The following is a 26,472-nucleotide window of genomic DNA, read 5'->3' on the forward strand; positions in this document are numbered from 1 at the left end:
TTAACAATCAAGAGTGCTATTTTTTTCCCAGTGAGTTACTGAGCTTTTTTTATCAAACTTTTCTTCTTGATTAAAATCTTTAATTTCAGATCTTTTTAATTTTAGATAGCTTTTAATAGTGTCACTACCAAATGCTTCTTCAATTTCTTTACTGTTTTCTAGTTGATCCAATGCATCCTCAATTATGTTAGGTAATTTTTTTAGATTAGGATAATTTTTATGATCGGTATACATATTACAAGATAAAGGTTCACCAGGATCTATTTTATTATTTATTCCATGTAAACCAGCAGCTATTACTCCAGCCTGAAGTAAATAAGGATTTACTGCTCCATCCATTAACCTTAATTCAAATCTACCTTTATCAGGAATTCTTATCATATGAGTTCTATTGTTTCCTGTATAAGAAATACTACTAGGTGACCATGTAGCACCTGATTTTGTTGGTGGTGCATTTATTCTTCTATAACTATTAATTGTCGGATTAAAAAATGCTGTTAAAGGCTGAGTAAGTTTCATAATTCCACCTAGAAAATTATATGCTAATTTGCTCAAACCTAATTTGTCTCCATTATCCAAAAATTTATTAATTTTTCCATTCCATAAAGAAATGTGAGCATGACAGCCATTACCTGTTAGATTGCTAAAAGGCTTTGGCATAAATGTTGCTCTTAAACCATGTTTTTCGGCTAATGATTTAACCATATACTTAAAGAATACATGTCTATCAGCTGTGGTTAAACAATCTGTATAATCCCAATTCATTTCAAACTGTCCATTAGCGTCCTCATGATCATTTTGGTATGGGTTCCAACCCATAGCAATCATGCTATCACATATTTCTTTAATTAAATCATATCTCCTCATTAAAGCAGACTGATCGTAGCAGGGTTTTGATTGAGTATCTCTAGTATCAGCAATTTTGCTTCCATCTTCTGATATCAAAAAATATTCACACTCTACACCTGACTTCATGACTAAATCTTTTTTATTTAATTTATTTATTTGTTCTTTGAGCATCACTCTAGGTGAAGCCTTAACAGGTTTGCCATACATATATAAATCAGAAGCTAACCAGCCAATTTCTTTGTTCCAAGGTAGTTGAATTAAACTTTCAGGATCTGGTAGAGCAAACATATCTCCATCTGCAGGAGACATATCTAACCAAGTTGCAAAACCAGCAAAACCTGCACCATTTTTTTGCATGTCTGCAATCGCTTGTGTGGGTACTAATTTTGATCTTAAGACACCAAAAAAATCTACAAAACTAATCAAAAAATATCTTATTTTTTTAGCTTTAGCGATTTTAGATAAATTTTTAGACATGTTTATTATTTAATTTACAACTGTTAATTAATCTTAACAATACTATTTTTTATCTTTTAACCCTGGTATCCAGCTAGTTCCGGCTAGTGGAACTCTTGCCATAGCAGCAGATTCAACTGTAAGTGCACATAAATCTTCAGGTTCTAAATTATGTAAATCATTTTTACCAGAGGCTCTAGCTATTGTTTGTGCTTCAAGCGTCATCACTTTTAAATAATTTGATAAACGTCGTCCGCCAGCAACAGGATCAAAGCGCTTCATTAGCTCAGGTTTTTGGGTTGTAATTCCTGCAGGATCATTTCCTTCATGCCAATCATCATAAGCCCCAGCAGTAGTTCCCAATTTATTATAATCTTTTTCCCATTTAGGATCATTATCCCCTAATGCAATCATTGCAGCAGAACCAATTGAAACTGCATCTGCTCCAAGAGCCATTGCTTTAGCAACATCAGCACCATTTCTAATTCCACCAGATATAATTAATTGAACTTTTCTATGTTGGTCTAAATCTTGAAGCGCATCTACTGCAGGTCTAATACATGCTAAAGTAGGTTGACCTACATTTTCAATAAACACTTCTTGAGTGGCAGCTGTTCCACCTTGCATTCCATCTAAAACAACAACATCTGCCCCAGCTTTAACAGCAAGAGCAGTATCATAATATGGTCTTGCTCCTGCAACTTTAATAAATATTGGAACTTTCCAACCTGTAATTTCTCTTATTTCTAAAATCTTAATTTTTAAATCATCAGGACCTGTCCAATCAGGATGTCTACATGCAGACCTTTGATCTATACCCTTAGGTAAAGTTCTCATTTCTGCAACCCGATCACTAATTTTTTGACCTAATAACATTCCACCACCACCAGGTTTAGCACCTTGTCCTATAACAATTTCAATAGCATCCGCTTTTCTAAGATCATCAGGATTCATTCCATATCTAGAAGGTAAAAGTTGATAGACTAAATTTTTAGACTGACCTCTCTCCTCAGGTGTCATTCCACCATCACCAGTAGTTGTAGATGTACCAGCCATACTTGCTCCACGTCCTAATGCTTCTTTAGCTCTTCCTGATAATGCACCAAAACTCATTCCAGCAATTGTAATTGGGATATCTAGTTCTAAAGGTTTTTTTGCGTAACGTGTTCCTAAAGTTACTTTTGTATTACAGGTTTCTCTATATCCTTCTAAAGGATATCTAGACATTGAAGCACCAAGAAAAAGTAAATCATCAAAGTGAGGAAGTTTCCTTTTTGAACCTCCACCTCTAATATCATAAATTCCAGTTGCTGCCGCTCTTCTTATTTCTGAATTTGTATACTCATCAAAAGTCCATGATATACGAGGGTGAGTTTTTTTATTATCTGACATTATTAATAGCTTGATACATTATCGATATTAAAGTTATAAAGTTTTCGTGCCGAACCATATCTCTTAAAACTATCTGGTTTAATATTTTTTATTTCACTTTTTTTTAAAAGAGTTGAAATTTTATTTAAATGCTTCTTTTCCATTTTTTTTTCTATGCAATCCGCACCCAAAGATTTAACTGATCCTTTAACAAAAATATCTGTTTCATAAAGACTGTCACCCAAAGCTTCACCAGCATCACCACAAACTAACATTGTTCCAGATTGAGCCATAAATGCAGACATATGACCAACCGAACCTTTAACTACAATATCAACTCCTTTCATCGAAATACCACATCTTGAACTAGCATCTCCATCAATTACAAGTAATCCACCATGAGCAGTTGCGCCAGCAGATTGTGAAGCATTACCTTTAACATGTACTGTTCCAGACATCATATTTTCAGCAACACCTGTTCCAACATTTCCATTTATTGTTACATGTGCTTTTTGATTCATTCCTGCACAATAATAGCCAACATGGCCTTTGATTAAAACTTTCATTTCCTGATTTAACCCAGCACATAATGCATGGCTTCCCTCAGGATTCATAATCACAAAGTCTCTATCATTTTTTTTATTATCTAAATTTTGTAAAGTATTATTAATTTCTCTCAATTTCTTTTTTTTTAAATCTAATTTCATTAATTTCCCCACGAGTAAACAATACCAGGCTCAGGCTCAAAAATTTTTGCACTATTTACATCTGGTAAATGTGCCATGGCTTGAAACTCTGATGCTATTGCAACATAGTTTTTTGTTTCTGCTATTACTGCAGGTTTACATGCTATTTCATCTCTAACAACTGCAAAACCTTTTCTAGTTCCTGTAATAAAAGTATAAAAACCATCTAAATCTTTAAGACCCGATGTAAGCGTATCTTTTAAAGATTTATTATTTGATAAACTGTTAGAAATATATCCTGCCGCAACTTCAGTATCATTTTCAGAGTTAAAGACGTTACCTTTTTTAGTGAGCTCTCTTCTTAAATTGTTATGATTTGATAATGATCCATTATGAACTAAACACTCATCTTCACCAGTTGAGTAGGGGTGAGATCCATCGGTAGTTATTGCACTTTCCGTAGCCATTCTTGTATGGCCTATTCCATGAGTACCACTAAAACTATCTAATTTAAATTTTTTTACTACATCTTTAGGATTACCAACTTGTTTAAATATTTCTATTGATCGGCCATACCCAACTATAGATACTTTAGGAAAATTAGAATTAATTATCTCAATTACTTTCTTTGGTTGTTCTAGAGTTTTTAGAATTACATGATCTGAGATTTGAGTAAGTTTAGTTTTTTTAATTTTTTTAGTTATTTCTTTCTTAAAGCTATTAAAGTTTAAACCATTAATACATAAAGAAAACTTGTATATTTTTTTACTTTCATCTTTGTAAATTGCAAAGCCAGCACTGTCTGGTCCACGAGATTCCATATTATTAAGCATACCTGACAACATTTTTCCTAAATTCTTTTCAAATTTTTTAGTTTTTAAGTAGATGCCAACAATTCCACACATAAATTTTTTTAAGTTTATTTTATTAAAGACAGTAGAAAATCTTTATAGTAGAAAATATTTCCCACTACAATGATGATAATAGCCGCTATCACTCCATACTTTGCTTTTGGAAAAACGACACCTCTCATCTTACTTGGTCTCTGATCTTCGTTATTATTTCTATCCATGATTGTATAATTTTTGTAAAAAAAAAGGGCGCCACAATTAAGTAGCGCCCAAATTTTTAATTGATATTACCAGTCGGTAATATTGCTCTTATGATCATTAGCGCCATGTCTTTTTCTTGCTAATCTTGAAAGTTTTTCACTCTCAGATCTAGCAGTTAAAACATGCCAGCCAATCCAAAAAACTACACCAAGAAAAACAAGTAAAGTTTCAGTGGATCCAGCTCCCGGATAAACTGCTCCGACAACCTCTTTTGCACTCAAATGATCTATCCAGTTTGTAACTGTAGCCATATTTTTTCTCCTTTACCTAGTTGAAGAGGCGACTGCTTTTTCAGCTTCTCTATCGTCCTCCATTATTTCATAGTCTAGTCCTGCTATTTCAACTTCACGCGGTATTCTTAATTTACCAAAAGCGCTTAGTATTCTAGCAATAACGTAGCCTGGTAACATTCCAAGAACTCCGAACATTATAATTGCTCCAAGGAATTGTCCCAGTGGATTGATTGATGCATAAGTTGACCCGTCCCACATAGCTCCAACATTATATCCAGATGCTGGGTAACCATTTAAAACAAATCCACAAATTATAAGACCAACAACTCCTGCATAACCATGTACTGCTACTGCACCAACTGCATCATCAATTTTGAACTTACGTTCAACCCAGTAATGCATTTTGTACGCTATAACAACACCGATCGCACCAATAAGCATTGCTTGTATCGGGTGATACAAATCATTACCTGCAGATGCACAGATGATCCCAGCTAGTCCACTCGAGTAAGTCCAGAATGGATCACCTTTAGCGACCACGTATCCAGCCAATAATCCACCTGATAATGACATCAAGAAGTTATAGGTTATTCCACTCAGTGTGGTTGGGGTTACATATATGTTTGTTGCTGTCCAGTACGTTACACCTTCCATTCCATATTCAGGTCCAAGATCAAATATCGGTATATTACATGCCGCATAAAATCCCCAGAAACCAGTATAGATTAAAAATAATCCAACTGTAACTAGCCATGGGTTTCTTGGCCCTATATTTCTTGGTTCACCACTTGATGAGAATTTTCCTATTCTAGGTCCTAAAACGATTAGAACACCTAAAGCAAATCCACCCGCAATTGCGTGAATTACTCCTGATGCGTAAGCGTCATGATATCCTAAAATTTTAAGCATCCATCCATCAAAATGCCATCCCCATGCAGCATCAATTACCCAGAAACACGAACCAATTGCAATTGCTAAAATACCAAATGCAAAAGTTGTAATTCTTTCAATGATTGCTCCAGAAACAATTGAAGCAGCTGTCCATGAAAATAGTAAGAATGCAGCCCAGAATACTCCACTTATACGGTCACCTAAGTTGACAGCCATAAATTCAGTATTTGCTACATACCATTTCGCACTAAAAGTACTTTCATCAGTAATTAATGCTGAACTCTCATTCATTATTGAAGGTGCTATTCCCGGTCCTGTTGGGAATGCCCAGTAAATCCACCAACCAAAGAAAAACCAGGTTACCGTTACTAGTGGTATTACCATGGTATTTTTCATTAAAGTATGCTGGTGATGTTTATATCGTGAGGCTCCAACTTCATACATACAAAACCCGACGTGAATCAGGAACATTAATACTACTGTTACCCAGTAGTAAAATTCTGTAAATATAACTGTAAGAGCGCCTAATTGATCATCCATAATCTCTCTCTCCTATTAGTTTTTAGAAAGACTATAAAATTTATATAGATGTGACAAACTATACATTGCTTAAATAAACAAGGAACCGCAACGAGTTTTAAAAAATAATCAACCTTTGATTGAGGTACTAAAACTTAAGGTAAGCTTTTTTCAAATCAACAAGAGGGTGCTTTTTAGACATTTGAAACTTAACTAAAAGCTCTCTTGCAATCATATCTCTGTCTTGTTGATTGTTTGGTAATTTGATTGATTTAGGAATTGTAACCCAACCATTTGCATTTCTGCAAAATACAGCAGGTCTGTCCTCTTCATAACCCATATGAATATCTTCTAACCAGTTAAGATCATCCCATCCCATAGCTTCTACATATTTTTTTAAGAATGGAGTCATCTTCTTATAATCAGGTAATAGGTTAACATCATATCTATAACCGATATGTTGCCCAATCATTTTTTCTCTAGCAGTCTCTTTAGATTTTCCACCTAGATTTTCTTTTTTTACTTTTGTTTTTGTTTTTTTCTTAACCATTTTTACCTCTTATATTTTGTGATAGTTATCAACACCAACAGTGAAGTTAGTTCCAGTTAACGGAACTTTAGCTAATGCAGATGACTCCATTGTTAGAGCAGCTAAATCTTCAGGCTCTAAAGAGTGAATATTAGTTTTACCACAAGCTCTTGCTAAAAGTTGAGCCTCTAATGTCATTGCATGAAGATAATTATAAACTCTTAATGCAGCATCATCAGGATTTAATCTAGCTCTTAATTTAGGATCTTGCGTTGCAACACCAACTGGACAACGACCAGTATGACAGTGATAACATTCACCAGCTTTTACACCCATTTCTTTTTCAAAGTTTGCTTCTGGTATATCTTTATTACAGTTTAAAGCCATTAAAGCACCAGTCCCAATTGCTATTGCATCAGCACCTAGAGCTAAAGCTTTTGCCATATCAGCACCATCTCTAACACCACCTGCATAAATTAAAGTTACTTGTCCAGTTTTACCAACATCATCAATAGCTCTTCTAGCTTCTCTGATTGCAGCAATTCCTGGAATACCAGTATTTGCAGCAGCTATGTGAGGACCAGCTCCTGTTGAACCTTCCATACCATCTAAAAATATTGAGTCTGGATTACATTTTGCTGCCATACGAACATCGTCATAAACTTTTGATGCACCTAATTTTAACTGAATTGGCACTTTGTTTTTTGTAAGTTGTCTTAATTCTTCAACTTTTAAAGCTAGATCATCTGGACCTAACCAGTCAGGGTGTCTTGCTGGAGATCTTTGATCAATACCAGATGGTAGAGATCTCATTTCTGCTACTTGATCAGTAACTTTTTGACCCATTAAATGTCCACCCATTCCAACTTTTTGTCCTTGACCAATAAATACTTCAATTGCATCAGCTAGTTGAGCATGATGAGGATTAAAACCATATCTTGATTGAATACATTGGTAATACCATTTTTCAGAATATCTTCTCTCATCTGGAATCATTCCACCTTCACCAGAACATGTTGCACTCCCAGCCATTGTTGCTCCTCTTGCTAAAGCGGTTTTTGCTTCATAAGAAAGTGCTCCAAAACTCATACCCGTAATATATACTGGTATATCTAATTCAATTGGGTTTTCACAATTTGGTCCGATTATAGTTTTTGTTTCACATTTTTCTCTATAACCCTCAATTACAAATCTTGTAAGAGTTCCGGGTAAAAAAACTAAATCATCAAATGTAGGAATTTTTTTCATTAATGCCATTCCACGCATTCTGTATCTTCCAAGTTGAGCTTTAATGTGAATATCGTCTATAACTTCAGGAGTAAAAATAGCGTTGTGGCCTAATAGACTTTTGTTTCTTTTACCTTCTTCGTGTGCATGAACATCAGCTTTACCACCAACACTTCCATTAGTTTTTTTTAATTTTTTACTATTTTTTTTAACTTTCTTTTTAGCCATTAGATAGCTCCTTTCTTTTCATGAGGTTCTAGATTATCATAGTTCCAAAGTTTTTTCCCTGCGACTATTTTTGTCATTTTACTGACATCAAATTTTTCACCTATCTCTGCAACTTTTAATTTTCTTTTTAACCAGTCTTGGTCACTATCTGTAAGATCTGATGGAACAGCATCACTTCCAAAAGAACCAATTTTACCACCAATAAAAATAGTACCATCATACATAGAATCTCCTAAATTTATTCCAACATCACCTAGAATAATAATTCTTCCTCTTTGCATCATAAAACCAGTGAATGCTCCAGCATCACCACCAACAATGATAGTTCCACCTTTCATATCAATACCAGTTCTAGCACCAACACTTCCTTTGCAAATTAAATCGCCACCTCTAATAGCTGCACCAAAACAAGAGCCTGCATTTTTTTCTATAACAACTTTTCCAGCCATTAAGTTTTCTGCGCAAGACCAACCAACTCTACCATTAATTCTTACAGTAGGTCCATCACAAGAACCCATACCAAAATAACCCAAACTTCCTTCAAAAATTAAGTTTAATTTATTTAAAATACCAACACCTAAACTATGTTTTCCTTGAGGGTTTTTAATAACAATTGTTCCATAGCCTTGGCTCATTAAATTGTCTATCTCTTTATTAGCCTCTGGAGCTGACATTTCTTTAACATCTAGTTCTGTTCTTTTATTAAAATCGACATCGTAAGTTCCAAAATAATAAAGATTTTCACCTTCATCAGGATTAAAAAACTTTTGTTGAGTTCTTCCTGTTAAAACTTCTGTGTGCATACCCATTGACTGGGACTTTGTTTTTTTTTCTGTAATTTTTATATTTGCCATACTTTCACCTCTCCATCATACGGATCATATGTATCTATCTCTTGTGGTAGAACTGATCTGATTGCTATTTCTTCTGAACCCATTGCTACTAAATCATCTGATTCATAAAGAACCAAAGGTTTTGCAGCCATAGTATCTTTTGCCATTCCTAAGAATCTTTAGTTGCAACAAAATATGTAAAAACTCCATCAAGACCTGTTAAAGAAGCCTTCATACCTTCTTCAAGAGATGCTCCTTCTCTCATTTTTTGAGCAATGTAAACGGCGATTAATTCTGAATCACATTCAGACATAAATCTCATGCCTTTATTTTCAAGCATTCTTCTATTATTCCAGTAGTTAGTTAATTGACCGTTATGAACAACAGAAACATCACTAAAAGGATAACCCCAAAAAGGGTGAGCAGATTTAATATCAACACCTGACTCAGTAGCCATTCTAGCATGACCAATTGCATGTGTTCCAACCAACTTATCTAAACTATATCTATCACAAACCATTTTAGCATTACCTAGATCTTTAATTACCTCTAATGATTTTCCCATGGAAAGAATTTCAACTCCTGGAATGCTTTCAATCTTTTGTGAAAACTCTAATAGATCCTTTACATCATAAGCAAGTTCATATCTCAAAGAGTAGGGCAGAATTCTTTCTTCTTTAACTATTTTGGCACCTAACTCAGATAAATACTGATCAACAACTTTTTTTCTTTGATCGTATACTGAAACATCCTCCATTATTGATGAACTTCCTTCACCAACATTTTCTCCAACTTTAAAACGCATAATAAAGTTTTTACCATCCGTATCTCCATACAAAGCGTAACCTGTAGAATCTTCTCCTCTATGTTTTAAAGCTTGAAGCATTCCTTGTAGTTCACTTCCCACATTTGATGATTTACCTCTATGTATTAATCCCGCTATTCCACACATATATTTCCCCTATTTTATTAAAGATTAAGGTAGACAGTCTAGATAAGTATCTAGATCCCACTGAGTTGTTGCACCTAAAAATCTTTCCCATTCATCATTTTTATACCAATGGAAAACTTTATACATTTCGTCCGGCATAGCTGCTTTGATAACTTCATCTTCTGCTAAACGATTTAGTGCTTCACCGAGACTTAAAGGTAATTTTTTAACTTTTTTACCAGCTGCCTGAGCATCATACATACTTCTAGACTTTGGTTTTCCTGGATCAATATTATTTGTTATCCCGTCATCAAAACATTTTAATAACCCAGATCCCATTAAATAAGGATTATGCATTGAATCCACTGAACGATATTCAAATCTACCTGGAGCAGAAACTCTTAAACCACAAGTTCTGTTTTGAAATCCCCAGTCAGCATAAACGGGCGCCCAAAATCCTGTATCCCACAACCTTCTATAAGAGTTTACTGTTGAAGAACCAATTGCAGTTAATGCACCCAAATGTTTCATTACTCCACCAATTGCTTTTAATCCAATTTTACCTGGTAGCTGAATATCATTAGTGTCTGGCATAAAGTAATTAGTTCCACCTTCAACATAAGTAAAAACATCGTCCATCGCTGGTATAGATTTATGAGATAATTTATTAATTTTATCTTTTCCACCTTTCCATAAAGACATGTTAGTGTGACAACCACTTGCAGATACACCCATAAAAGGTTTTGTCATAAAGCAAGCTATCAAATTAAACTCTCTAGCAACTTGTGCACAAATTTGTCTATAAGTTGAAAGTCTATCTGCATTTCTTAAAACATCATCATACATCCAGTTTAATTCTAATTGTCCTGGTGCATCTTCATGATCACCTTGAATCATATCAAAGCCCATCGCTCTAGCGTATTCAAAAACTTTCATAAACACTGGTCTTAGAGATTCAAACTGATCTATGTGATAACAATAAGGTTTAGAAAAACCTTTGCCAGTTGGTGAGCCATCTTCATTTTTAGTCAACCACATCATTTCTGGCTCTGTTCCAACTCTTAATTGGTAACCATGTTTCTTTTTAAATTCTTGAGCATGTATTCTTAAATTTCCACGGCAATCAGAAGTTAAATGAGCACCTGGATTATCTCTTTCTTCTCTATTTCTAAAGCAAGTAACGAATACTCTTGCAACTTTTTTATCCCAAGGAAGCTGACAAAATGTTTCAGGATCAGGTATGCCAACTAGTTCTTTAGCTTCTGGCCCATAACCAATATAATCTCCATGACGATCAACAAATAAGTTAGCTGTAGCACCATAAACTAATTGAAATCCTTTTTCACAAGTTCTTTCCCAATGATCAGTAGGAATACCTTTTCCCACAACTCTTCCAGTTACAGAAATAAATTGAAAAAATATATACTCAACACCTAGTTCGTTAATTTTAGCTCTAACTTGTTTTACTAACTTGTCTCTACCAGGCTGTCTAACGTGTCTGTCTAAATCTGTCATTATCTCTCCCCCTAATGAATTTTAATACACGAACCCTAGCTGAAAATTATATTAGTGTCTAGGCATCTTGATTATAATAAATATATATAATTTGTATAACTACTGTGAGCTATTACATGTATAAGTTGTGTAAATAATATTGTTTTGATTTAAATTTAATTTAAATTTTTTCTTAGCTCCACGGGAATGGACTATTCGAGGTAGGGTGAAGCTCTCCTTTTTCATAACGATCAAATCTAAAAGGTTTTAATAATTCACTTTCAGTTCCAAGAATTTCTTGTGCAACAAGTTCACCGACACCAATCATTTTGTATCCATGATTTGCATCAGCAATCATATAAACATTTTCTAAAAACCTATCAAAGATAGGAAAATTGTCAGGTGTCATACATCCTAAGCCACCTGATGGTCCTTTTCTATACAAACCTGATTTACCTTCAAATCTCTTATGACAATGTGCTAAAGCTGAACACCACATATCATTAAATGATTCTGTGGTTTGAAACTCAGGTGAATCTATTCCATATGGATCTATGTTTATCTTATCAAAATGTTTATCTACTATGTATGGAGAGGTTCCACCTTGAACACCAAGACCTTCAATATCTGGCTTATAATAAATTCCCCAAAGCTCATCTGTTATTAATTTTTTAGTTGTATCAGAATATAATGGGGCTGTAGAATCAACATGCATTACAGGAGGCTGACCACCGTCATTCATTTTTAAAAAATCTTTATCAACACCAATAACACCTTCTTGTAACATCCAATATTTCCACATATCCTCTTTATGAAATTTTCCATCTTGTCCTTTAATATTAGCAACTTTTGGAAGTTCTAACATGTTCCAAAAATCTCTAACCCAAGGACCAGCACCAACGACTACTTGTTCGCACTCAATAATTCCTTTGTCTGTCTCAACACCATTAACTGCTTTACTAGTACTACTTTTTTTAAAGCCTGTAACCGTAACACCCTTAATAATATTAACTCCGTTTGTATTAGTTTTTTCTTCTAGAGCTTTTATAGAAGCTTTGTTGAATGCATAACCACCTTTTTTTTCATGTAATACGGATGTAATTCCTGTTGCTTGCCAATCGTCAAACATACCCTTCATATATTTAGTACATTCTTTTTCACCTTCTATAAATTCCGATTCATATCCAATAGCTTTTTGTTGCTCATATATTGTAGCAACATCTTCGTGCATAACTTCAGGAGATATTTGTAAATACCCAACAGCATTATATTTCCAAGCCTTAGGATCACTTTCCCAGACAGAAACTGAGTGAGCCATTAATTCTCTCATAGCAGGTTGGAAATAATTATTTCTAATAACGCCACAAGCTATTCCACTTGCACCCGCTGCAGTATCTTTTTTTTCAAGAATTACAATGTCACCAGGGTTTTTATAAGTCTCAGAAAGTTTCCAGGCTGTGCTTAGCCCATGAATTCCGCCACCGATGATTACTACTTTTGCTTTAGTTGGTAGTGTTGTCATATCAAAACTCTATTCTTCTGAAGATCAATTAATAGGATTATTTTTATAACAAAAAAATATATATATAAAATAGTAACTTAGTGAGTTGCTTAAATAAGTGTTTAATAGCTGATATTTTTAAGTGTATCCAGATAATCATTAAATTCTTTAATGAACGTTTCACTGGGCTTAATATTTTTTATTCTCTGATCAGTTGAAGTTTTTTCTAAAAAAAAAATCCTTTAATACATGCTTCATTAATTATCAAAGCTGCTTTTGGTCTGGAAGTTTTAAAAAGTCTTGTTTTCAATTCTTCTACTGAAAGCTTTTCATTGATCTTATATGCGTGCATTACCAACAGCATCAAATGGTAATGAGAGGGTGATTTCCTAAAAAAATAGTTGCTTGAAGTATGAGACCTTTTAACTTGATCTTCCCAGAAATCTAAAAGATTTTTTTTTTGATTCATAATATTGCTTAAGCTCTAACTCTAGACTTTGTTGGATCATAGAAAGGAAATGCCACCACTTTAGCAGTAATTCTTTTTTGATGACCGTCAATTTTTCCTATTTCTACTTTAGATCCTATTTCAGAATATTTAACATCAATTCTACATAGCGCAATATTTTTTCCAAGTTTAGGAGATAACATTCCACTAGTTACTACACCAACTTGACCTCGACCTATATAAACATTATCACCATGCGCTGCAGGTTCGTGTCCATCCAATTCTAAGCCAATTAATTTCTTTTGTGGGTTTGCTTTTCTTTTAATTAATTCTTCCTTACCTATAAAATCATCTTCTTTAGTTTTAAGTGGAACTGTAAAACCAATTCCTGCTTCAAAGGGATCTGTTTGATCATCAAACTCATAGCCATAAAAAATTAGTCCAGCTTCAATACGAACCATGTCTAAAGCTTCAAGGCCTAATGGGGTAATATCAAACTCTTTACCAGCTTCCCAAACTTTATCCCAAACCTCTGCTGCATCTTTTGGATGACACCATATCTCATAACCAAGTTCACCCGTGTAACCTGTTCTTGAAATAACAATTGGCGTTCCCGTTTCGTGATCTATTCTTGCAATATTAAATCTAAACCACCCAAGCTCAGTGATCGATGGCTGTATTGGAGGTGTCCACACAAATTTTTCTAAAATTTTTCTACTGTTTGGACCTTGAACTGCAATGTTATGTATATGATCTGTTGCAGATTTAATCCAAACTTTATAATTTTTCTTTTTAGCTTGTTCTTTTAACCATTCACCGCTGTATTCATCTCCACCAATCCATCTAAAGTTATCCTGTCCTAATTTAAATAAAGTACCATCATCTAACATGCAGCCATTTTCATAACACATAGCTGTATAAACAACTTGCCCAACTGATAATTTTTTTACATTTCTAGTAAGTGTGTATTGCATTAAATTTTCTGCATCAGGTCCAAGAATTTCAAACTTTCTAAGAGGTGATAAGTCTGTTGCAATTGCACTTTCTCTACAAGCCGTATATTCTTTTATAGTTCCTGAATTTGTAAAATTATTAGCAAGCCAAAAACCTTTATACTCAACAAAATTTCTTGTGAGTTCTGAAGTTTTTTTATGGAAACCTGTTTCTTGAGTTAGTTTGGGCTCTGAGTTTGTTTTCATTCTAAATGCTATTGCTTTTGAATACTTTTTTTCTTTGAATAAGTCCTAACAAAAATATCAGTTGGATTCCAGCCATTTGCACCATCAACATCACAAGGACAAGCAGACGATATACAGGTTAAATCCTTTAAAGCTCTAAACAAAACATAATCTCCAGGTCTTGACCAAGGTTCATCAAAAGATGCAACATTATTAGCATCTATCGCTGTGTTAAAAAAAAGATTTATTGCAGACCAACTTTTTCTAGAATTGATGTCGTATTTATTTAATCTATTATTAAAATTGTCAGTACAATTAATATGACCCATATAACCCATATCTTCATAATATTTTGATGTGCAAGCAAGATTGAAAGTATCATGTCTTCCAACCGTATCTCTTACAACTTCAATCATAGCTTCATGATCGCCATCATAAAACTTTGAAAACAAACCAGGTCCAGGATATGCACCACCCATAAATGTTCTTGTTGCTTTATCATCTATAATACTTTCAATGCCATCGTTTAACTTTTGTGTATCAAAAGCAAGAAAATCAGAGCATTGCCTTCCACCTGGATCAATTATCTGAATATATTCACCAGCTTTAACTTCATAAGTTTCAGCAGTTCTTCTTTTTATAAGCTGTTCTATAATTGGATCACTGAGTGGATCTGGCAAAATAAACTGTTCATCTGTTTCAATAAATTTAGCTTTATTTAAAAAAATAGTTAAATCTGTTGGTGGATTTTGTTCATGAACATTCATTGCATCACCAGGTGCAGCAATCATAACTACACATTTATCTTTTGAAGTCAGTGTTATTTTTTCACCCATCATACAATCATTGTTAAAAATAATTGATGATTTAGCATTTTTTAAGTCAAAGTTTTTTTTCTTTAGCAGTCTTAAAATTGTTTCATCTCTAGAAATAGTTTTTTTTGAAAAGTCTGCATTAGCATTTTCTTTTAAATTTAAAATAGATAGATCCGATTTGCCTTCTGAGTTAAAAACAATTATTTCACAAATTTGTTTTCCTTCTTCATTAATAATGTCTATTTTATCTTCTGGTAAAACTTCTATTATAGAAAGTCCACCACCTCTTACAAAATATCTCTCAACTCCAGGTGGTAAAGTTCTTAAACCAGGATTTCGTATATCATTACTAGTATGTAGCATTATCACTATAAAATTAATTATTTAGTTTCAGCATAATATAATCAAAGACCATTGACTATAAATTTAATAAGTGAGAACATAGTTTATTAAACATAATATTAAGGAGAGAGAATATAATGAAAAAAATAATATCATTAATATCTGCCTTAGTAATTTCAGCAGTAAGTTTTGCTGGAGTATCTAATGCAGCTGACAGTAAAAAACCTATCGTTATTCCAACTCATAACTGGTCAAGCCAAATTGTAATGGCCCACGTTATTGGTGGAATTTTTGAAAGTATGGGAAATAATGTAAAATACGTAAACACAGACTCACAAGCTGTTTATGAAGCAATTCGTATCGGTGATGTAAGTTTATCTCATGAAGTATGGGAATCTGCGTTTGGAAAATCATTTACTACAGCACTAGACAAAGGTGGTCTGGTTGACTGGGGAGATCATGAAGCTAGAACTCTTGAAGATATGGGTTATCCAAACTGGGTTGCTGAAAAAGGACTATGTCCTGGTCTTCCAGACTGGACTGCATTAAAAAATCCAGCTTGTGCTAAAAACTTTACAACACCTGACTCAGGTGGAAAAGGACGAATGTTAGAAGGTCCACAAAGTTGGCATGGAGATTTAATACCTCAAAGGGTTGATGCTTTAGGACTTGGAGATCTTTGGACTGTTAAATTTGCTGGAAGTGCAGATGCACTTTGGGCTGAACTTAAAGCAGCTGAAAAAGAAGGAAGAGGAACTATAATATTTAACTGGACACCAAACTTCACAGATGGTGCTGGTTTTACTTTTATAGATTTCCCTCCATATTCAGCAGGTTGTAGACCAGAAGACGGTGGTGATGGAAAATGTGGTTCGCCAGATGGTTATTTGAAAAAGGCTGTAACTGCAGACTTTCCAAAAACACATCCAGCAGCAGCAGCGGCATTTAAAAAAATGTCATTCTCTACAAGTCACATTGGTGCAATGGCTGCTTTAGTTGACCTTGACAAAATGACTCATGAAGATGCAGCTAAAAAATGGTTAGCTGATAATAAGAGTGTTTGGCAAGCTTTTACTAAATAAGGGTAACAGTTAATAAATTGAAATCTCTCCCAACAATGTTGGGGGGGATTTTTTTTAAAGAATGTGCTTTCGCACAAATTCAAATTACGAACCTATTAATTAAATGATAAAGCTTTTTTTATATATATCTATCAGTCTATTAGTTTTTAATTCTTCTTTTGCAAAAAATATAGACATACAAGAAGATATTAAAATTGGTTTTGTATGTGAATTAGAAAAGAAAATACTCAAGAACTCAGAATATAATTATAAAACTTTTTTGGCAAAAGATTTAGATGATCAAAATTTAGATAAATTTGAAATCAATGCAAAGAGACCAGAAAAACTTTTGATCAACGGGTTATCATTGTTCCTCTCACAAACTGTAAAATTTGAAGTAAAAGTTGTAAATAAAGACATAGTTTTATTCAAAGCTTTTGATGAAGGAAAAAATTACTCAGAATCAGGTATAATTAACAGAAAATCAGGTGAATTAGTTCACGAAATTACAATAGGTATAAAAAGTGATAATCTTGAAAAAAATATTTCTTTTTACTCGTGCACTTAAATAAAAAAAAATGAAAAAATATTTATTTTATATAGCTTTAAGTTTTTTAGTCGCAACATCAGTATCAGCTCGAAAGACAGGTTGTGAAGGAAACTGTAAAGATGGCTTTGGTAAATGGACTTACACTGACAAAACAACTTATGAGGGGAATTGGGTTGGCACACAAAAACAAGGACAAGGAGTTGAGACTTGGCCTAATGGATATATTTATAAAGGTGAGTTTAAAAATAGTATGTGGAGTGGAAAGGGTATTTTGACTTTTCCAAACGGTGCAACTTATAATGGGGAATGGGCCAATGGGTTTATGAATGGAGAGGGAACATTTACATGGTCCGATGGAAAAGAAAAAAAAGGAATTTGGAAAAATGGCAAATTCCAAGAATAGATAAAAATGTTACAAAATATATATTTAAATAAACTAAAGAAGATATCTGAGCCAGTTAGACAATTTGGAGGTCTTATCATCTTAATAATTATTGTAATTTTTTCCTTTGCTATCTTAAATAATATTTTTGGTGAGGGTGAAGAGCTAATTGCTAAAATGAAAAAAGAAGAAGAAAGAATTGCAGAGACAAGAAAACAAAATGAACTGATTTCAAGTTTGCCATCAGGAATTTTAGCATTTTATGATGGAACTGATCATTATAAGTTGTCTTTAGAGCAATATGAAAAAGTCTGCAACGCAACAAAGATTATTCCTCAGCGTGCAATTATGGGTGCCAATTTTTTGAATTTTAGAGCACATCATATTTATACTATTAATGGAAATAAAATTGATGAAACGTTTGTTAAATGGAATAAGGAAAATAATAAATGCTTTGCAGGTTTTACAGTTAGTGGGAATAATGTTGGGGTAGATGAAAAAATTACTGTTAAAGGAGAGGTTTTAAATTTTTTAAGTACTGGAATTGATACAAGAGTTTATTTTATTAAAAATTTTTAAGGAGAAAAACGATAAATATAAATAATATAAAAAGTGTTTTTTATTTTTATTTCGTATAACTTATTAAAACATTATGACCGATACAGTAATCAAATGTGAATCTGTTTACAAAATTTTTGGAACAAATGCCAAAAAGATGCTTCAAGATGCAAATGGAAATGTAGATGCTAAAACATTTCAAGAAAACGGATGTATAGTGGGTGTTAATAATGCCTCTTTTGAGGTTTCAAAAGGTGAAATGTTAGTTGTGATGGGTTTATCAGGCTCAGGGAAATCAACATTGTTAAGATGTATTTCTAGATTAACAGATGCAACTGCTGGAAAAATTTCTATAGAAGGTCAAGATTTACTTTCATTAAGCAATAAAGAACTGATTGATCTCCGAAGAAATAAAATGGGTATGGTGTTTCAAAGCTTTGCCTTGCTTCCCCATAAAACAGTTGTGGAAAATATTGCCTTCCCACTTCAAATAAAGGGTATTAAAATTAAAGATAGCATCAATAAAGCAATGGAAATGGTAAAATTAGTTGGTCTTGATGGTAGAGAAAATTATTTTCCAAGAGAGCTTTCTGGTGGACAACAACAAAGAGTAGGTATTGCAAGATCATTAGCTGTTGAACCTGATATTTGGTTTTTAGATGAACCATTTTCTGCATTAGATCCATTAATTAGAAAAGAGATGCAAGATGAATTTTTGAGACTTCAAGAAAAATTACAAAAAACAATTATGTTTATTACACACGATTTTGATGAAGCTTTAAAACTTGCTGACCGTATTGCAATAATGAAAGATGGTATAATTGAACAATTGGATACCCCAGCTAACATTGTTTTAAATCCAGCAACAGAATATGTGAAAAAATTTACTGAAGAAGTTCCTAGGGAGAAGGTTTTAAAAATAGAAGATGTGATGGAAAAACCAAATAATGAAAATTTAAGTGATTTAAAAGTTTTTAGAAATGAAATAATTGAAAATGTTGCTGAGAAGATATTAACTCAAGAGAAGTCAGTATCTGTAATCGATGAAAACAATCAAATTGTTGGCACTGTTCATCCATCAAAAATAATTTACACAGTTTTTGGTGGAAAAAAAAACAATGATTAAAATATGGAATTATTAAAAAAATATCCAAAAGTATTTCAATGGTTATTTTTGTTAGTTGCTTTTTTTACTTTATGTTTTGCAATTGATGTCCCAGAAACTTATAAATTTATTAGAGGTCAAGCAGAATTCATTAAAGATCCAAATCAAAGCACTTACACGCTCTTTGGTGCAGAAGTAAGGTATTATGCATTTGATGTTTTTTGGAGACTACCTCCTTTGCTTGGATGGTTACCTATATGGATAAATGATTCATTATTTTTTTTAATGAATGATTGGATGCCAATGGAATTTTGGAATGAAGATACTCAAGAATTTAAAACACGACCTCTAGTTTTACAAATAACAAGAAATTTAACCTCATTTATAACGTTTCTCATAGAATTAATAAGAGAGATTTTATTAGGTGGTGTTGAAACTATTGTTGCATTTACAAGTTGGGATTGGATAAGTGAAAATTCATGGGCAGAATTGCCAGGATTGCCTTGGACAATTGTTGCTGCGGGTGCAGCGGTACTTGGATATAAATTAAGTGGCAAAGGTCTAGCGCTATTCGCTGCTATAGTTATGATTTATATTTCTATTTTTGGTCAATGGAAGCCTTCGATGCAAACACTTTCTTTTATATTAGTTGCAGCACCACTATCTTTTATTTTTGGTTTGAGTTTAGGAATTGCAGCGTTCAAAAGTAAACGTGTGGAGAAAGCTTTATACCCAATACTTTTAGTTATGCAGACTATGCCTCAATACGCAGTGTTGGTTCCTGCAATTGTTCTCTTTGGTGTTGGAGATCATGCTGGAGTAATTATAACTATGGTTGTAGCTGTTCCACCAATGATATTACTAACTTTGTTAGGTCTTAGAGGGGTATCGCCTGAAGTTATTGAAGCTGGTAAAATGAGTGGATGTAATAATTTACAACTTATGTTTAAAGTATTAATCCCAACTGCAAGAAGGGATATTTTGATTGGAGTAAATCAAGTTATCATGGTGTGTTTTTCTATGGCAGTAATTTCAGCGTTTATAGGTGCTAAAGGTTTAGGATTTAATCTATTATTAGCTCTAAATCAGTTGAACATTGGATTAGCGTTAGAAGCAGGTTTATGTATCAGTTTGATTGCAATATTACTTGATAAATTATCCTTAGCTTGGGCAAATAAACAAATAGATTACTTTGGTAACCTAACTTTTTTTCAAAGATATAAAAATACATTATTTTTTTCTGGTGCAATATTCATTGGAATTATACTTGCTTATGTTGGGTCTTTTTACTTTAAGGAAGGTTTTAATTATTTGTATGAAATTCCCCACAATAAAGGAATATCAACAGCAGATTTTTGGAATAAAGGAGTTGATTGGATTTGGGATACTTTCTTTCAAACTTTAAAAATTTTTAATACATGGTTGATAGTTGATGTATTGCAGCCTATGCGTGCTGCATATTTAAGAATGCCTATTGTTGCAACCTTTGTTTTGGTTATGGGTGCTGGATATATAATTGGTGGAATACGTTCTGCTTTTGTAGTTGGGGGATTAACATTATTTATAGCTCTAAGTCCATGGTGGGACAGAGCTTTAGTTACAACTTATATGGCAACTTTTGGAGTTATATTATCTTGTATAATTGGTTTTACTGTTGGTACTTTATGTTTTCAGAATAAACATACTACAAATTTTATGTTGGGAGTTTGTGATATTTTTCAAACATTCCCTTCATTTGTATACTTAATTCCAGTTATGATGCTTTTTGGAGTTACAGACACATCAGTATTAATTGCAGTAGTTGTATATGCAACTATACCAGCAACGAGATATACTATTGAAGGATTAAGAAGTGTTCCATCTTCTTTACATGATGCAGCTTCAATGTCAGGTGTAACAAAAATACAAAGATTGCTGAAAATAGAATTCCCATTAGCACTTCCTCACATGATGCTTGGTTTAAATCAAACAATCGTATTTGCTTTATTTATGGTAATTATTGGGGCATTTATTGGAACTGAGGATTTAGGACAATATATTTTAAAAGCTATATCTGATAAAAAAGGTGCAGGTATAGGTCTAACACTAGGTCTTTGTGTTGCTTTTATAGGCCTGATTTTTGATAATTTAATTAGAACTTGGGTAGAAAAAAGAAAAAAACACCTGGGTATAGATTAATTAAAATACTCAACTTCAGAAAAAGTATCTGTTGGAAAAATCCAATAAAATTCCAAGGTTTCGGTTCCAACATTCTTCAAAGCATGTTTTGCATTTCCTGAAATATAAACTACATCACCTTTTTTAATTTCTTCTAGATCACCAGATTTATTTAATATTCCTTTACCATTAGAAACTACATATATTTCTGCAGGTGAATGATAATGGAGTGTCAAGTCACCACCTGGAGCAATTTCAGCAAAACCAAGTGAAAGTCCAGAACTTCCCATAAAATCTGCATCAATTAAGAATTTCCATCTAACACCTGGATATTTTTCAGTTGATGACCACTCTTGATCAGAGACAGATTTAAGGTTTTTTACAAAAATCATAAAAAATCACAACTTATCGATTATTTTTTGGGTTGATCTAAAAAAGTTTTTAAAGAATCATCCATCGCAACTTCCCAATCTGTATGATGTTTTGGACCAATTGATCCAGTTACAGGTGAAGCAAAGGACTTATTTCTATATGTCATAATATTTTCTACCTTATGATGTTCCCATTCTTTAAAAGTTTTTCTAATTAATTCAAAATCAATTTTTGGATAATCAGATAAATTGTGAAGTTCTTTTGTGTACTCTGTTTGGAAATCAATCATTTGATCTGCATTTTCTAACTTTTCTTCAAGAGATACCCATTTATTGATATCTTTTTCAATCTCCGTGTCACTTGGAACTTTAATTTTTCCCATTATAATATCTCTTGCAAACCAAGCCTGACAATCAAACATATTGAAAGTATGAAATTGATCTTGCATACCAAGGTATATTAATTTGTGATTATTTTGCCAAACCACACCTTTATATAACTTTGGTGGATATAATCTGTTTCCTGTTTTTAATTTAAGATCTTCAGATATAAAAGGAAAATGATGGAGATATCCTGTGCATAAAATTACAGCATCTGTTTCTTGAACATGACCGTCTTTAAATATCGCCTTATTACCTTCAAGTCTATCTAGGTGAAAAACTTCTTTCATTCCATTGGGCCATTTAAATCCCATTGGATTATGTCTATAGGCTATAGTCACACTTTTTGCCCCATACTTATGACATTGAAGAGCTACATCTTCTGCAGAATAGCTACTTCCTAAAACAACAACATTTTTATCTCGAAATTCTTCAGCATCTCTAAAATCATGAGAGTGCATTATTCTTCCAGGAAACGCTTTCATTCCTGGATATTCTGGAATAAACGGAACTGAGAAATGACCAGTTGATACTATTACATAATCAAAAACATCTTTTGAAATTTTATCATTCTTTTTATCACGATAAGTAATTTCAAAATTTTTACCATCAAAAGACACATTGCTAACAGAGGTGTTAAATTTAATTTTAGACTTTAAATTTCCCTTTTTAACTCTACCCAAAATATAATCGTATAAAACTTCTCTGGGTGGAAAAGATGGAATTGGTTTTCCAAAGTGTTCATCAAATGAATAGTCAGCAAACTCTAGACATTCTTTAGGACCATTGGACCAAAGATATCTATACATACTGTTAGGTACAGGGTCGCCGTATTGGTCAGAACCTGTTCTCCAACTGTAATTCCATAAGCCTCCCCAATCTTCTTGTTTATCAAAACAAACTATTTCAGGTATCTTTTCACCTTTTTTTTCAGCTTGCTCAAAAGATCTCAAAGCAGATAAACCACAAGGCCCGGCACCAATAATCGCTACTTTTGTCATAAAATCACCTCTCCCTAATAAATTTATAACTGTACTTTACCAACAAAATGCTAAAAATTAATATAAAAAAATACAGTATTATGAAAAAAATTATTATTATTGGTGCTGGAGCGATGGGGTCTGCATTCGCTGTACCATGTTTAGAAAATAAAAATGATGTAACGCTCATTGGTACTCACCTTGAGGATGATTTAATAAATAAAATTCAATTAAATAATAATTTCCATCCAACCTTAAATATTGAATTACCATCAAAACTAAAGGTAGAAAAATTTGAGAAATTACAATCAATACTTGAAGGTGAGGTAGATATAATTGTTGCTGGAGTTAGCTCTGTAGGAATTGAATGGTTTGTTAATCAAATATCAAAAAAGTATAAGAAAAATACTCCCATTATTTTATTAACAAAAGGTTTAGCCATAGAGGGCAATGAATTAATAACACTTTCAGATAAAATTAAAAAACTTCTCAAGGAAAAAGGTCATGGAGAAGTAAATATTTCAGCAATCAAAGGACCTTGTTTAGCAGCAGGTCTTGCATATAAAATGAGAACAGGAACGGTTATTGCAAACCCAGATATTAAAGAAACAGAAAAATTAAAAAAAATTATATCAACAAATTATTATTCAACAGAAGTATCAGATGATTTAACTGGCATCGAATTATCAGGTGCAATTAAAAATATTTATTCAATGTTGATTGGAGCTTCTGAAGGATTAAGCAATTCAAAAGCACCTAAGGAAATTCAATCTAAATATTATTTAAATACATCAGCCTCATTAATCCATAGATCAATTTCTGAAATGGTTGAATTTGTTTCTTTCTATGGAGGAAGAGCAGAAACTGTTTATGGCTTAGCTGGTTTAGGAGATTTATATGTAAGCGCAATAGGGGGAAGAAATAGTTTGATGGGAAAATATTTAGGTGAAGGATATTTATATAAAGAAGCTAAAGAAAAATTTATGAAAAATATTACAGTAGAGGGTGCGCAACTTGCATTAGAAATTGGACCTAAAATTTTACAAGATCTTAATTCTAAACATTTTCCATTAATGTTTAGTATGCTACACACTATATGTGAAAATAAGAAATTAGAAATTCAATGGTAAAAAATATATTAATATTTGTTTTTATAGTGCTTGGAATGGTGGTTATTCTAAATTTTAGTGATCATAATTTAAAAAGAGCTGTCGATGCCTGCCTAGCTGGAAGTCAAAAATTATCTAAATCAAAAATTACAGATCTAAAAGAAGCTAAAAAATTTTGTGAAGAAGAAATTAAAAAAAATAAAAATTAAAAAGAGACCCTTAAATGAAGTCAAATTGGAATTATCCAACAACTATGTGGGTTGGAAAAGATAGAATTAAAGATCTAAGTATTGCTTGCAAAACTTTGAACATTAATAAACCATTGTTAGTAACTGATAGTGGTCTTGCTAAATCAAAAATTGTAATCAATGTGCTAAGGAATTTAAAAGAAGACGGTATTTCAGCTGAATTATATTCAAATGTTGTGGGTAATCCAACTGGCACCAATGTAACTGAGGGTGCGGATTATTATAATAAAAATAATTGTGATGGAGTAATAGCTTTTGGAGGGGGAAGTGGCCTAGATGTTGGTAAAGCAATTGCATTTATGTCAGGTCAAACACTACCTATTTGGGATTTTGAAGATGTTGGTGATAATTGGACTAAAGCAAACTCTGACAAAATTGCATCAATTATTGCTGTACCAACAACTGCTGGAACAGGATCAGAAACAGGACGAGCATCTGTAATATTAAATGAAGAAACGGGTGTAAAAAATATAATTTTTCATCCTAAGTTTTTACCTTCAATAGTTATTTTAGATCCGGTATTAACACTTAGTTTGCCTGCAAAGATTACAGCTGCAACTGGTATGGATGCGCTAGCTCACAATTTGGAAGCATATTGTGCACCAGGATATCACCCAATGGCTGATGGAATTGCTTTAGAGGGTATGAGATTAATTAATGAATGGTTACTTGAAGCAGTTAACAACGGATCAAATATTGAAGCTAGACAAAACATGTTAACAGCAGCAAGCATGGGAGCAACAGCATTTCAAAAAGGCTTGGGGGCAATTCACTCATTAAGCCATCCAGTAAATGCTTTAAATAATATTCATCATGGTTTATCCAATGCAATATTCATGCCTTATGTATTAACCTTTAATAAAAATGTAATTGAAAAAAAAATAATAAAGATTTGCGATTATTTAGAACTTAAAGATAGATCTTTTGATGGCTTTGTTAACTGGGTTTTAGATTTAAGAAAAAAACTAGATATGCCACATAAATTATCAGAAGTGATTGATGAAAAAGATTTTGATATTGATAGATTATCAAAAATGGCTTTAGCTGATCCATCTACTGGAGGAAATCCAAAAAAATTAACTGAAAATGATATGAGAACAATGTATCAGTATAGTATGCGTGGAGAATTGTTTAAATGAGTAATTTAAATATTTTAATTGTTGAAGGAAATATTAGAGAAGATAGTGAGTTTTTTATTAAAGCAGCTGGAAGCTCTGCAGCAGATAACTTAAAAAATTTAATTTTAAAGATAGAGCCATTAATAAATACAGAAATCATAAATCCTGGTCATGATGAAGAGACAACGAGTGCTTTAAAAAATATGAGTAAATATAATGGCATTGTGTTTACTGGTGGTGCAATGAGAATAAATGATATGACAGATGTGATTAAGAAACATATCAATTTTGCATCTAATTGCTTTAATCATAAAAATAAGATTTTAGCAATTTGTTGGGGATTACAAGTCTGTTCAACAGCAGCTGGGGGTAAAGTAAATCCTGGAAAAAATGGCGCTCATATTGGAATTGCATCAGATGTAATTATTAACAGTGAAGGTGAAAAACACTTCATATACAAAGATAAAAAAAAAGTTTTTACCTCACCAGCATTTAATTTTGATGAGGTAAGTGAATTGCCAAAAAATACTACTCTTTTATCAAGTGACAAAGTTAACAATGTAATGGGTGTTAGCTTTAATGCGGGAAGCTCAGAAATTATTGGTTTACAATACCATCCTGATTATGAATATTTTCAGATGCTTAATCTTATTGATGGTCGTAAAGAACGATTATTTGTAAATAAAAATTTCTTAAATGAAGAAGAGTATGAAAGCCATATCTCATTCATAAAATCTCAAGACGAACTATTAGATTTTAATAATAGAACATGTGAAGTTAGAAATTGGCTTAATTATATACGTAACTAA

General features: G+C 32.8%; 24 protein-coding genes and 2 pseudogenes. 10 read left to right on the forward strand and 16 right to left on the reverse strand.

Annotated elements, in window-relative coordinates; genetic code table 11:
- The 14 genes and pseudogenes from glnT to ABXT47_RS01490 form a co-directional block, all read right to left on the reverse strand.
- Window positions 1–1,326 (reverse strand): type III glutamate--ammonia ligase, encoded by a 1,326-nt coding sequence (glnT, locus tag ABXT47_RS01425; protein WP_415308887.1) that lies wholly within the window; start codon window positions 1,324–1,326, stop codon window positions 1–3.
- A 42-nt stretch (window positions 1,327–1,368) separates the two neighbouring features.
- On the reverse strand, window positions 1,369–2,697 hold the full coding sequence (locus tag ABXT47_RS01430) for an FMN-binding glutamate synthase family protein (protein ID WP_415308888.1): 1,329 nt from the start codon (window positions 2,695–2,697) through the stop codon (window positions 1,369–1,371).
- A gap of 2 nt (window positions 2,698–2,699) precedes the next feature.
- Window positions 2,700–3,383, reverse strand: coding sequence for a protein glxC (locus ABXT47_RS01435; protein WP_415308890.1), 684 nt, complete (start codon window positions 3,381–3,383; stop codon window positions 2,700–2,702).
- Window positions 3,383–4,267, reverse strand: a complete 885-nt coding sequence (locus ABXT47_RS01440) for a class II glutamine amidotransferase (RefSeq protein WP_415308892.1) — start codon at window positions 4,265–4,267, stop codon at window positions 3,383–3,385. Before ABXT47_RS01440 ends, ABXT47_RS01435 begins: the two co-directional genes overlap by 1 nt.
- 233 nt (window positions 4,268–4,500) lie before the next feature.
- Complete coding sequence (locus ABXT47_RS01445) at window positions 4,501–4,725, reverse strand: hypothetical protein (protein WP_271521024.1); 225 nt, start codon at window positions 4,723–4,725, stop codon at window positions 4,501–4,503.
- 12 nt (window positions 4,726–4,737) lie between these two features.
- Window positions 4,738–6,138, reverse strand: a complete 1,401-nt coding sequence (locus ABXT47_RS01450) for an ammonium transporter (protein ID WP_415277902.1) — start codon at window positions 6,136–6,138, stop codon at window positions 4,738–4,740.
- Between the two features lie 127 nt (window positions 6,139–6,265).
- On the reverse strand, window positions 6,266–6,667 hold the full coding sequence (locus ABXT47_RS01455; protein ID WP_271482723.1) for a hypothetical protein: 402 nt from the start codon (window positions 6,665–6,667) through the stop codon (window positions 6,266–6,268).
- 9 nt (window positions 6,668–6,676) lie between these two features.
- A complete protein-coding gene (locus ABXT47_RS01460) occupies window positions 6,677–8,101 on the reverse strand; it encodes an FMN-binding glutamate synthase family protein (RefSeq protein WP_415277901.1) in 1,425 nt (474 codons plus the stop codon).
- The gene (locus ABXT47_RS01465; RefSeq protein ID WP_415308894.1) at window positions 8,101–8,955 is read right to left on the reverse strand and encodes a GXGXG motif-containing protein; all 855 of its coding nucleotides are present in this window, start codon (window positions 8,953–8,955) and stop codon (window positions 8,101–8,103) included. Before ABXT47_RS01465 ends, ABXT47_RS01460 begins: the two co-directional genes overlap by 1 nt.
- Window positions 8,943–9,886, reverse strand: a pseudogene (locus ABXT47_RS01470) (glutamine amidotransferase). Before ABXT47_RS01470 ends, ABXT47_RS01465 begins: the two are co-directional and overlap by 13 nt.
- A gap of 24 nt (window positions 9,887–9,910) precedes the next feature.
- On the reverse strand, window positions 9,911–11,380 hold the full coding sequence (locus ABXT47_RS01475; RefSeq protein WP_415308896.1) for a glutamine synthetase family protein: 1,470 nt from the start codon (window positions 11,378–11,380) through the stop codon (window positions 9,911–9,913).
- A gap of 172 nt (window positions 11,381–11,552) precedes the next feature.
- On the reverse strand, window positions 11,553–12,881 hold the full coding sequence (locus ABXT47_RS01480; protein WP_415308897.1) for an NAD(P)/FAD-dependent oxidoreductase: 1,329 nt from the start codon (window positions 12,879–12,881) through the stop codon (window positions 11,553–11,555).
- Window positions 12,882–13,086: 205 nt separating this feature from the next.
- Window positions 13,087–13,329 carry a hypothetical protein gene (locus ABXT47_RS01485; protein ID WP_415308899.1) on the reverse strand — a complete coding sequence of 81 codons (243 nt, stop codon included), beginning with the start codon at window positions 13,327–13,329 and terminating at the stop codon, window positions 13,087–13,089.
- A gap of 8 nt (window positions 13,330–13,337) precedes the next feature.
- Window positions 13,338–15,664 (reverse strand): annotated as a pseudogene (locus tag ABXT47_RS01490) (DUF1989 domain-containing protein).
- 116 nt (window positions 15,665–15,780) lie between these two features.
- Between ABXT47_RS01490 and ABXT47_RS01495 the strand changes: the two are divergent.
- From ABXT47_RS01495 to ABXT47_RS01520, 6 genes are all read left to right on the forward strand, one after another.
- Window positions 15,781–16,725 (forward strand): ABC transporter substrate-binding protein, encoded by a 945-nt coding sequence (locus tag ABXT47_RS01495; protein ID WP_415308901.1) that lies wholly within the window; start codon window positions 15,781–15,783, stop codon window positions 16,723–16,725.
- A 103-nt stretch (window positions 16,726–16,828) separates the two neighbouring features.
- A complete protein-coding gene (locus ABXT47_RS01500; protein WP_415308903.1) occupies window positions 16,829–17,272 on the forward strand; it encodes a hypothetical protein in 444 nt (147 codons plus the stop codon).
- 10 nt (window positions 17,273–17,282) lie between these two features.
- Window positions 17,283–17,657, forward strand: a complete 375-nt coding sequence (locus ABXT47_RS01505) for a hypothetical protein (protein ID WP_415308905.1) — start codon at window positions 17,283–17,285, stop codon at window positions 17,655–17,657.
- 6 nt (window positions 17,658–17,663) lie between these two features.
- On the forward strand, window positions 17,664–18,215 hold the full coding sequence (locus ABXT47_RS01510; protein ID WP_415275168.1) for a hypothetical protein: 552 nt from the start codon (window positions 17,664–17,666) through the stop codon (window positions 18,213–18,215).
- A gap of 73 nt (window positions 18,216–18,288) precedes the next feature.
- Entirely contained in the window at window positions 18,289–19,320 is a 1,032-nt protein-coding gene (locus ABXT47_RS01515; RefSeq protein WP_415308906.1) for a quaternary amine ABC transporter ATP-binding protein, read from the forward strand.
- A gap of 3 nt (window positions 19,321–19,323) precedes the next feature.
- Window positions 19,324–21,477 carry an ABC transporter permease gene (locus ABXT47_RS01520; RefSeq protein WP_415308908.1) on the forward strand — a complete coding sequence of 718 codons (2,154 nt, stop codon included), beginning with the start codon at window positions 19,324–19,326 and terminating at the stop codon, window positions 21,475–21,477.
- Here the strand turns inward: ABXT47_RS01520 and ABXT47_RS01525 are convergent.
- Window positions 21,474–21,848 carry a cupin domain-containing protein gene (locus ABXT47_RS01525; protein ID WP_415308910.1) on the reverse strand — a complete coding sequence of 125 codons (375 nt, stop codon included), beginning with the start codon at window positions 21,846–21,848 and terminating at the stop codon, window positions 21,474–21,476. The two genes, ABXT47_RS01520 and ABXT47_RS01525, sit on opposite strands and share 4 nt — an antisense overlap.
- Before the next feature lie 20 nt (window positions 21,849–21,868).
- Window positions 21,869–23,209, reverse strand: a complete 1,341-nt coding sequence (locus ABXT47_RS01530) for an NAD(P)-binding domain-containing protein (RefSeq protein ID WP_415308912.1) — start codon at window positions 23,207–23,209, stop codon at window positions 21,869–21,871.
- Window positions 23,210–23,289: 80 nt separating this feature from the next.
- On the opposite strand from ABXT47_RS01530, the gene ABXT47_RS01535 reads away from it, so the two are divergent.
- Genes ABXT47_RS01535 through ABXT47_RS01550 form a run of 4 tightly spaced genes read left to right on the forward strand, consistent with a single transcriptional unit; the run spans window position 23,290 to window position 26,472 of the window.
- Window positions 23,290–24,318 carry a 2-dehydropantoate 2-reductase N-terminal domain-containing protein gene (locus tag ABXT47_RS01535; protein WP_415308914.1) on the forward strand — a complete coding sequence of 343 codons (1,029 nt, stop codon included), beginning with the start codon at window positions 23,290–23,292 and terminating at the stop codon, window positions 24,316–24,318.
- Complete coding sequence (locus tag ABXT47_RS01540; protein ID WP_415308916.1) at window positions 24,312–24,506, forward strand: hypothetical protein; 195 nt, start codon at window positions 24,312–24,314, stop codon at window positions 24,504–24,506. Before ABXT47_RS01535 ends, ABXT47_RS01540 begins: the two co-directional genes overlap by 7 nt.
- A 14-nt stretch (window positions 24,507–24,520) precedes the next feature.
- On the forward strand, window positions 24,521–25,684 hold the full coding sequence (locus ABXT47_RS01545; RefSeq protein ID WP_415308918.1) for an iron-containing alcohol dehydrogenase: 1,164 nt from the start codon (window positions 24,521–24,523) through the stop codon (window positions 25,682–25,684).
- Window positions 25,681–26,472, forward strand: a complete 792-nt coding sequence (locus ABXT47_RS01550) for a glutamine amidotransferase-related protein (RefSeq protein ID WP_415308920.1) — start codon at window positions 25,681–25,683, stop codon at window positions 26,470–26,472. The genes ABXT47_RS01545 and ABXT47_RS01550 overlap by 4 nt, the downstream gene beginning before the upstream one ends.

Source organism: Candidatus Pelagibacter sp. Uisw_099_02, from assembly GCF_047727625.1.
Classification (GTDB): domain Bacteria; phylum Pseudomonadota; class Alphaproteobacteria; order Pelagibacterales; family Pelagibacteraceae; genus Pelagibacter.

Excerpts from the sequence above, each read along its gene's own strand:
- ABXT47_RS01440 (WP_415308892.1), bottom strand. The coding sequence starts at position 4,267 with ATGTGTGGAATTGTTGGCATCTACTTAAAAACTAAAAAATTTGAAAAG.
- ABXT47_RS01520 (WP_415308908.1), top strand. The coding sequence starts at position 19,324 with ATGGAATTATTAAAAAAATATCCAAAAGTATTTCAATGGTTATTTTTG.
- ABXT47_RS01455 (WP_271482723.1), bottom strand. The coding sequence starts at position 6,667 with ATGGTTAAGAAAAAAACAAAAACAAAAGTAAAAAAAGAAAATCTAGGT.
- ABXT47_RS01450 (WP_415277902.1), bottom strand. The coding sequence starts at position 6,138 with ATGGATGATCAATTAGGCGCTCTTACAGTTATATTTACAGAATTTTAC.
- ABXT47_RS01510 (WP_415275168.1), top strand. The coding sequence starts at position 17,664 with ATGTTACAAAATATATATTTAAATAAACTAAAGAAGATATCTGAGCCA.
- ABXT47_RS01550 (WP_415308920.1), top strand. The coding sequence starts at position 25,681 with ATGAGTAATTTAAATATTTTAATTGTTGAAGGAAATATTAGAGAAGAT.
- ABXT47_RS01460 (WP_415277901.1), bottom strand. The coding sequence starts at position 8,101 with ATGGCTAAAAAGAAAGTTAAAAAAAATAGTAAAAAATTAAAAAAAACT.
- ABXT47_RS01530 (WP_415308912.1), bottom strand. The coding sequence starts at position 23,209 with ATGACAAAAGTAGCGATTATTGGTGCCGGGCCTTGTGGTTTATCTGCT.
- ABXT47_RS01480 (WP_415308897.1), bottom strand. The coding sequence starts at position 12,881 with ATGACAACACTACCAACTAAAGCAAAAGTAGTAATCATCGGTGGCGGA.
- ABXT47_RS01545 (WP_415308918.1), top strand. The coding sequence starts at position 24,521 with ATGAAGTCAAATTGGAATTATCCAACAACTATGTGGGTTGGAAAAGAT.
- ABXT47_RS01505 (WP_415308905.1), top strand. The coding sequence starts at position 17,283 with ATGAAAAAATATTTATTTTATATAGCTTTAAGTTTTTTAGTCGCAACA.
- ABXT47_RS01475 (WP_415308896.1), bottom strand. The coding sequence starts at position 11,380 with ATGACAGATTTAGACAGACACGTTAGACAGCCTGGTAGAGACAAGTTA.
- ABXT47_RS01535 (WP_415308914.1), top strand. The coding sequence starts at position 23,290 with ATGAAAAAAATTATTATTATTGGTGCTGGAGCGATGGGGTCTGCATTC.
- ABXT47_RS01540 (WP_415308916.1), top strand. The coding sequence starts at position 24,312 with ATGGTAAAAAATATATTAATATTTGTTTTTATAGTGCTTGGAATGGTG.
- ABXT47_RS01485 (WP_415308899.1), bottom strand. The coding sequence starts at position 13,329 with ATGAATCAAAAAAAAAATCTTTTAGATTTCTGGGAAGATCAAGTTAAA.
- ABXT47_RS01525 (WP_415308910.1), bottom strand. The coding sequence starts at position 21,848 with ATGATTTTTGTAAAAAACCTTAAATCTGTCTCTGATCAAGAGTGGTCA.
- ABXT47_RS01495 (WP_415308901.1), top strand. The coding sequence starts at position 15,781 with ATGAAAAAAATAATATCATTAATATCTGCCTTAGTAATTTCAGCAGTA.
- ABXT47_RS01445 (WP_271521024.1), bottom strand. The coding sequence starts at position 4,725 with ATGGCTACAGTTACAAACTGGATAGATCATTTGAGTGCAAAAGAGGTT.
- ABXT47_RS01515 (WP_415308906.1), top strand. The coding sequence starts at position 18,289 with ATGACCGATACAGTAATCAAATGTGAATCTGTTTACAAAATTTTTGGA.
- ABXT47_RS01465 (WP_415308894.1), bottom strand. The coding sequence starts at position 8,955 with ATGGCAAATATAAAAATTACAGAAAAAAAAACAAAGTCCCAGTCAATG.
- ABXT47_RS01500 (WP_415308903.1), top strand. The coding sequence starts at position 16,829 with ATGATAAAGCTTTTTTTATATATATCTATCAGTCTATTAGTTTTTAAT.
- ABXT47_RS01430 (WP_415308888.1), bottom strand. The coding sequence starts at position 2,697 with ATGTCAGATAATAAAAAAACTCACCCTCGTATATCATGGACTTTTGAT.
- ABXT47_RS01435 (WP_415308890.1), bottom strand. The coding sequence starts at position 3,383 with ATGAAATTAGATTTAAAAAAAAAGAAATTGAGAGAAATTAATAATACT.
- glnT (WP_415308887.1), bottom strand. The coding sequence starts at position 1,326 with ATGTCTAAAAATTTATCTAAAATCGCTAAAGCTAAAAAAATAAGATAT.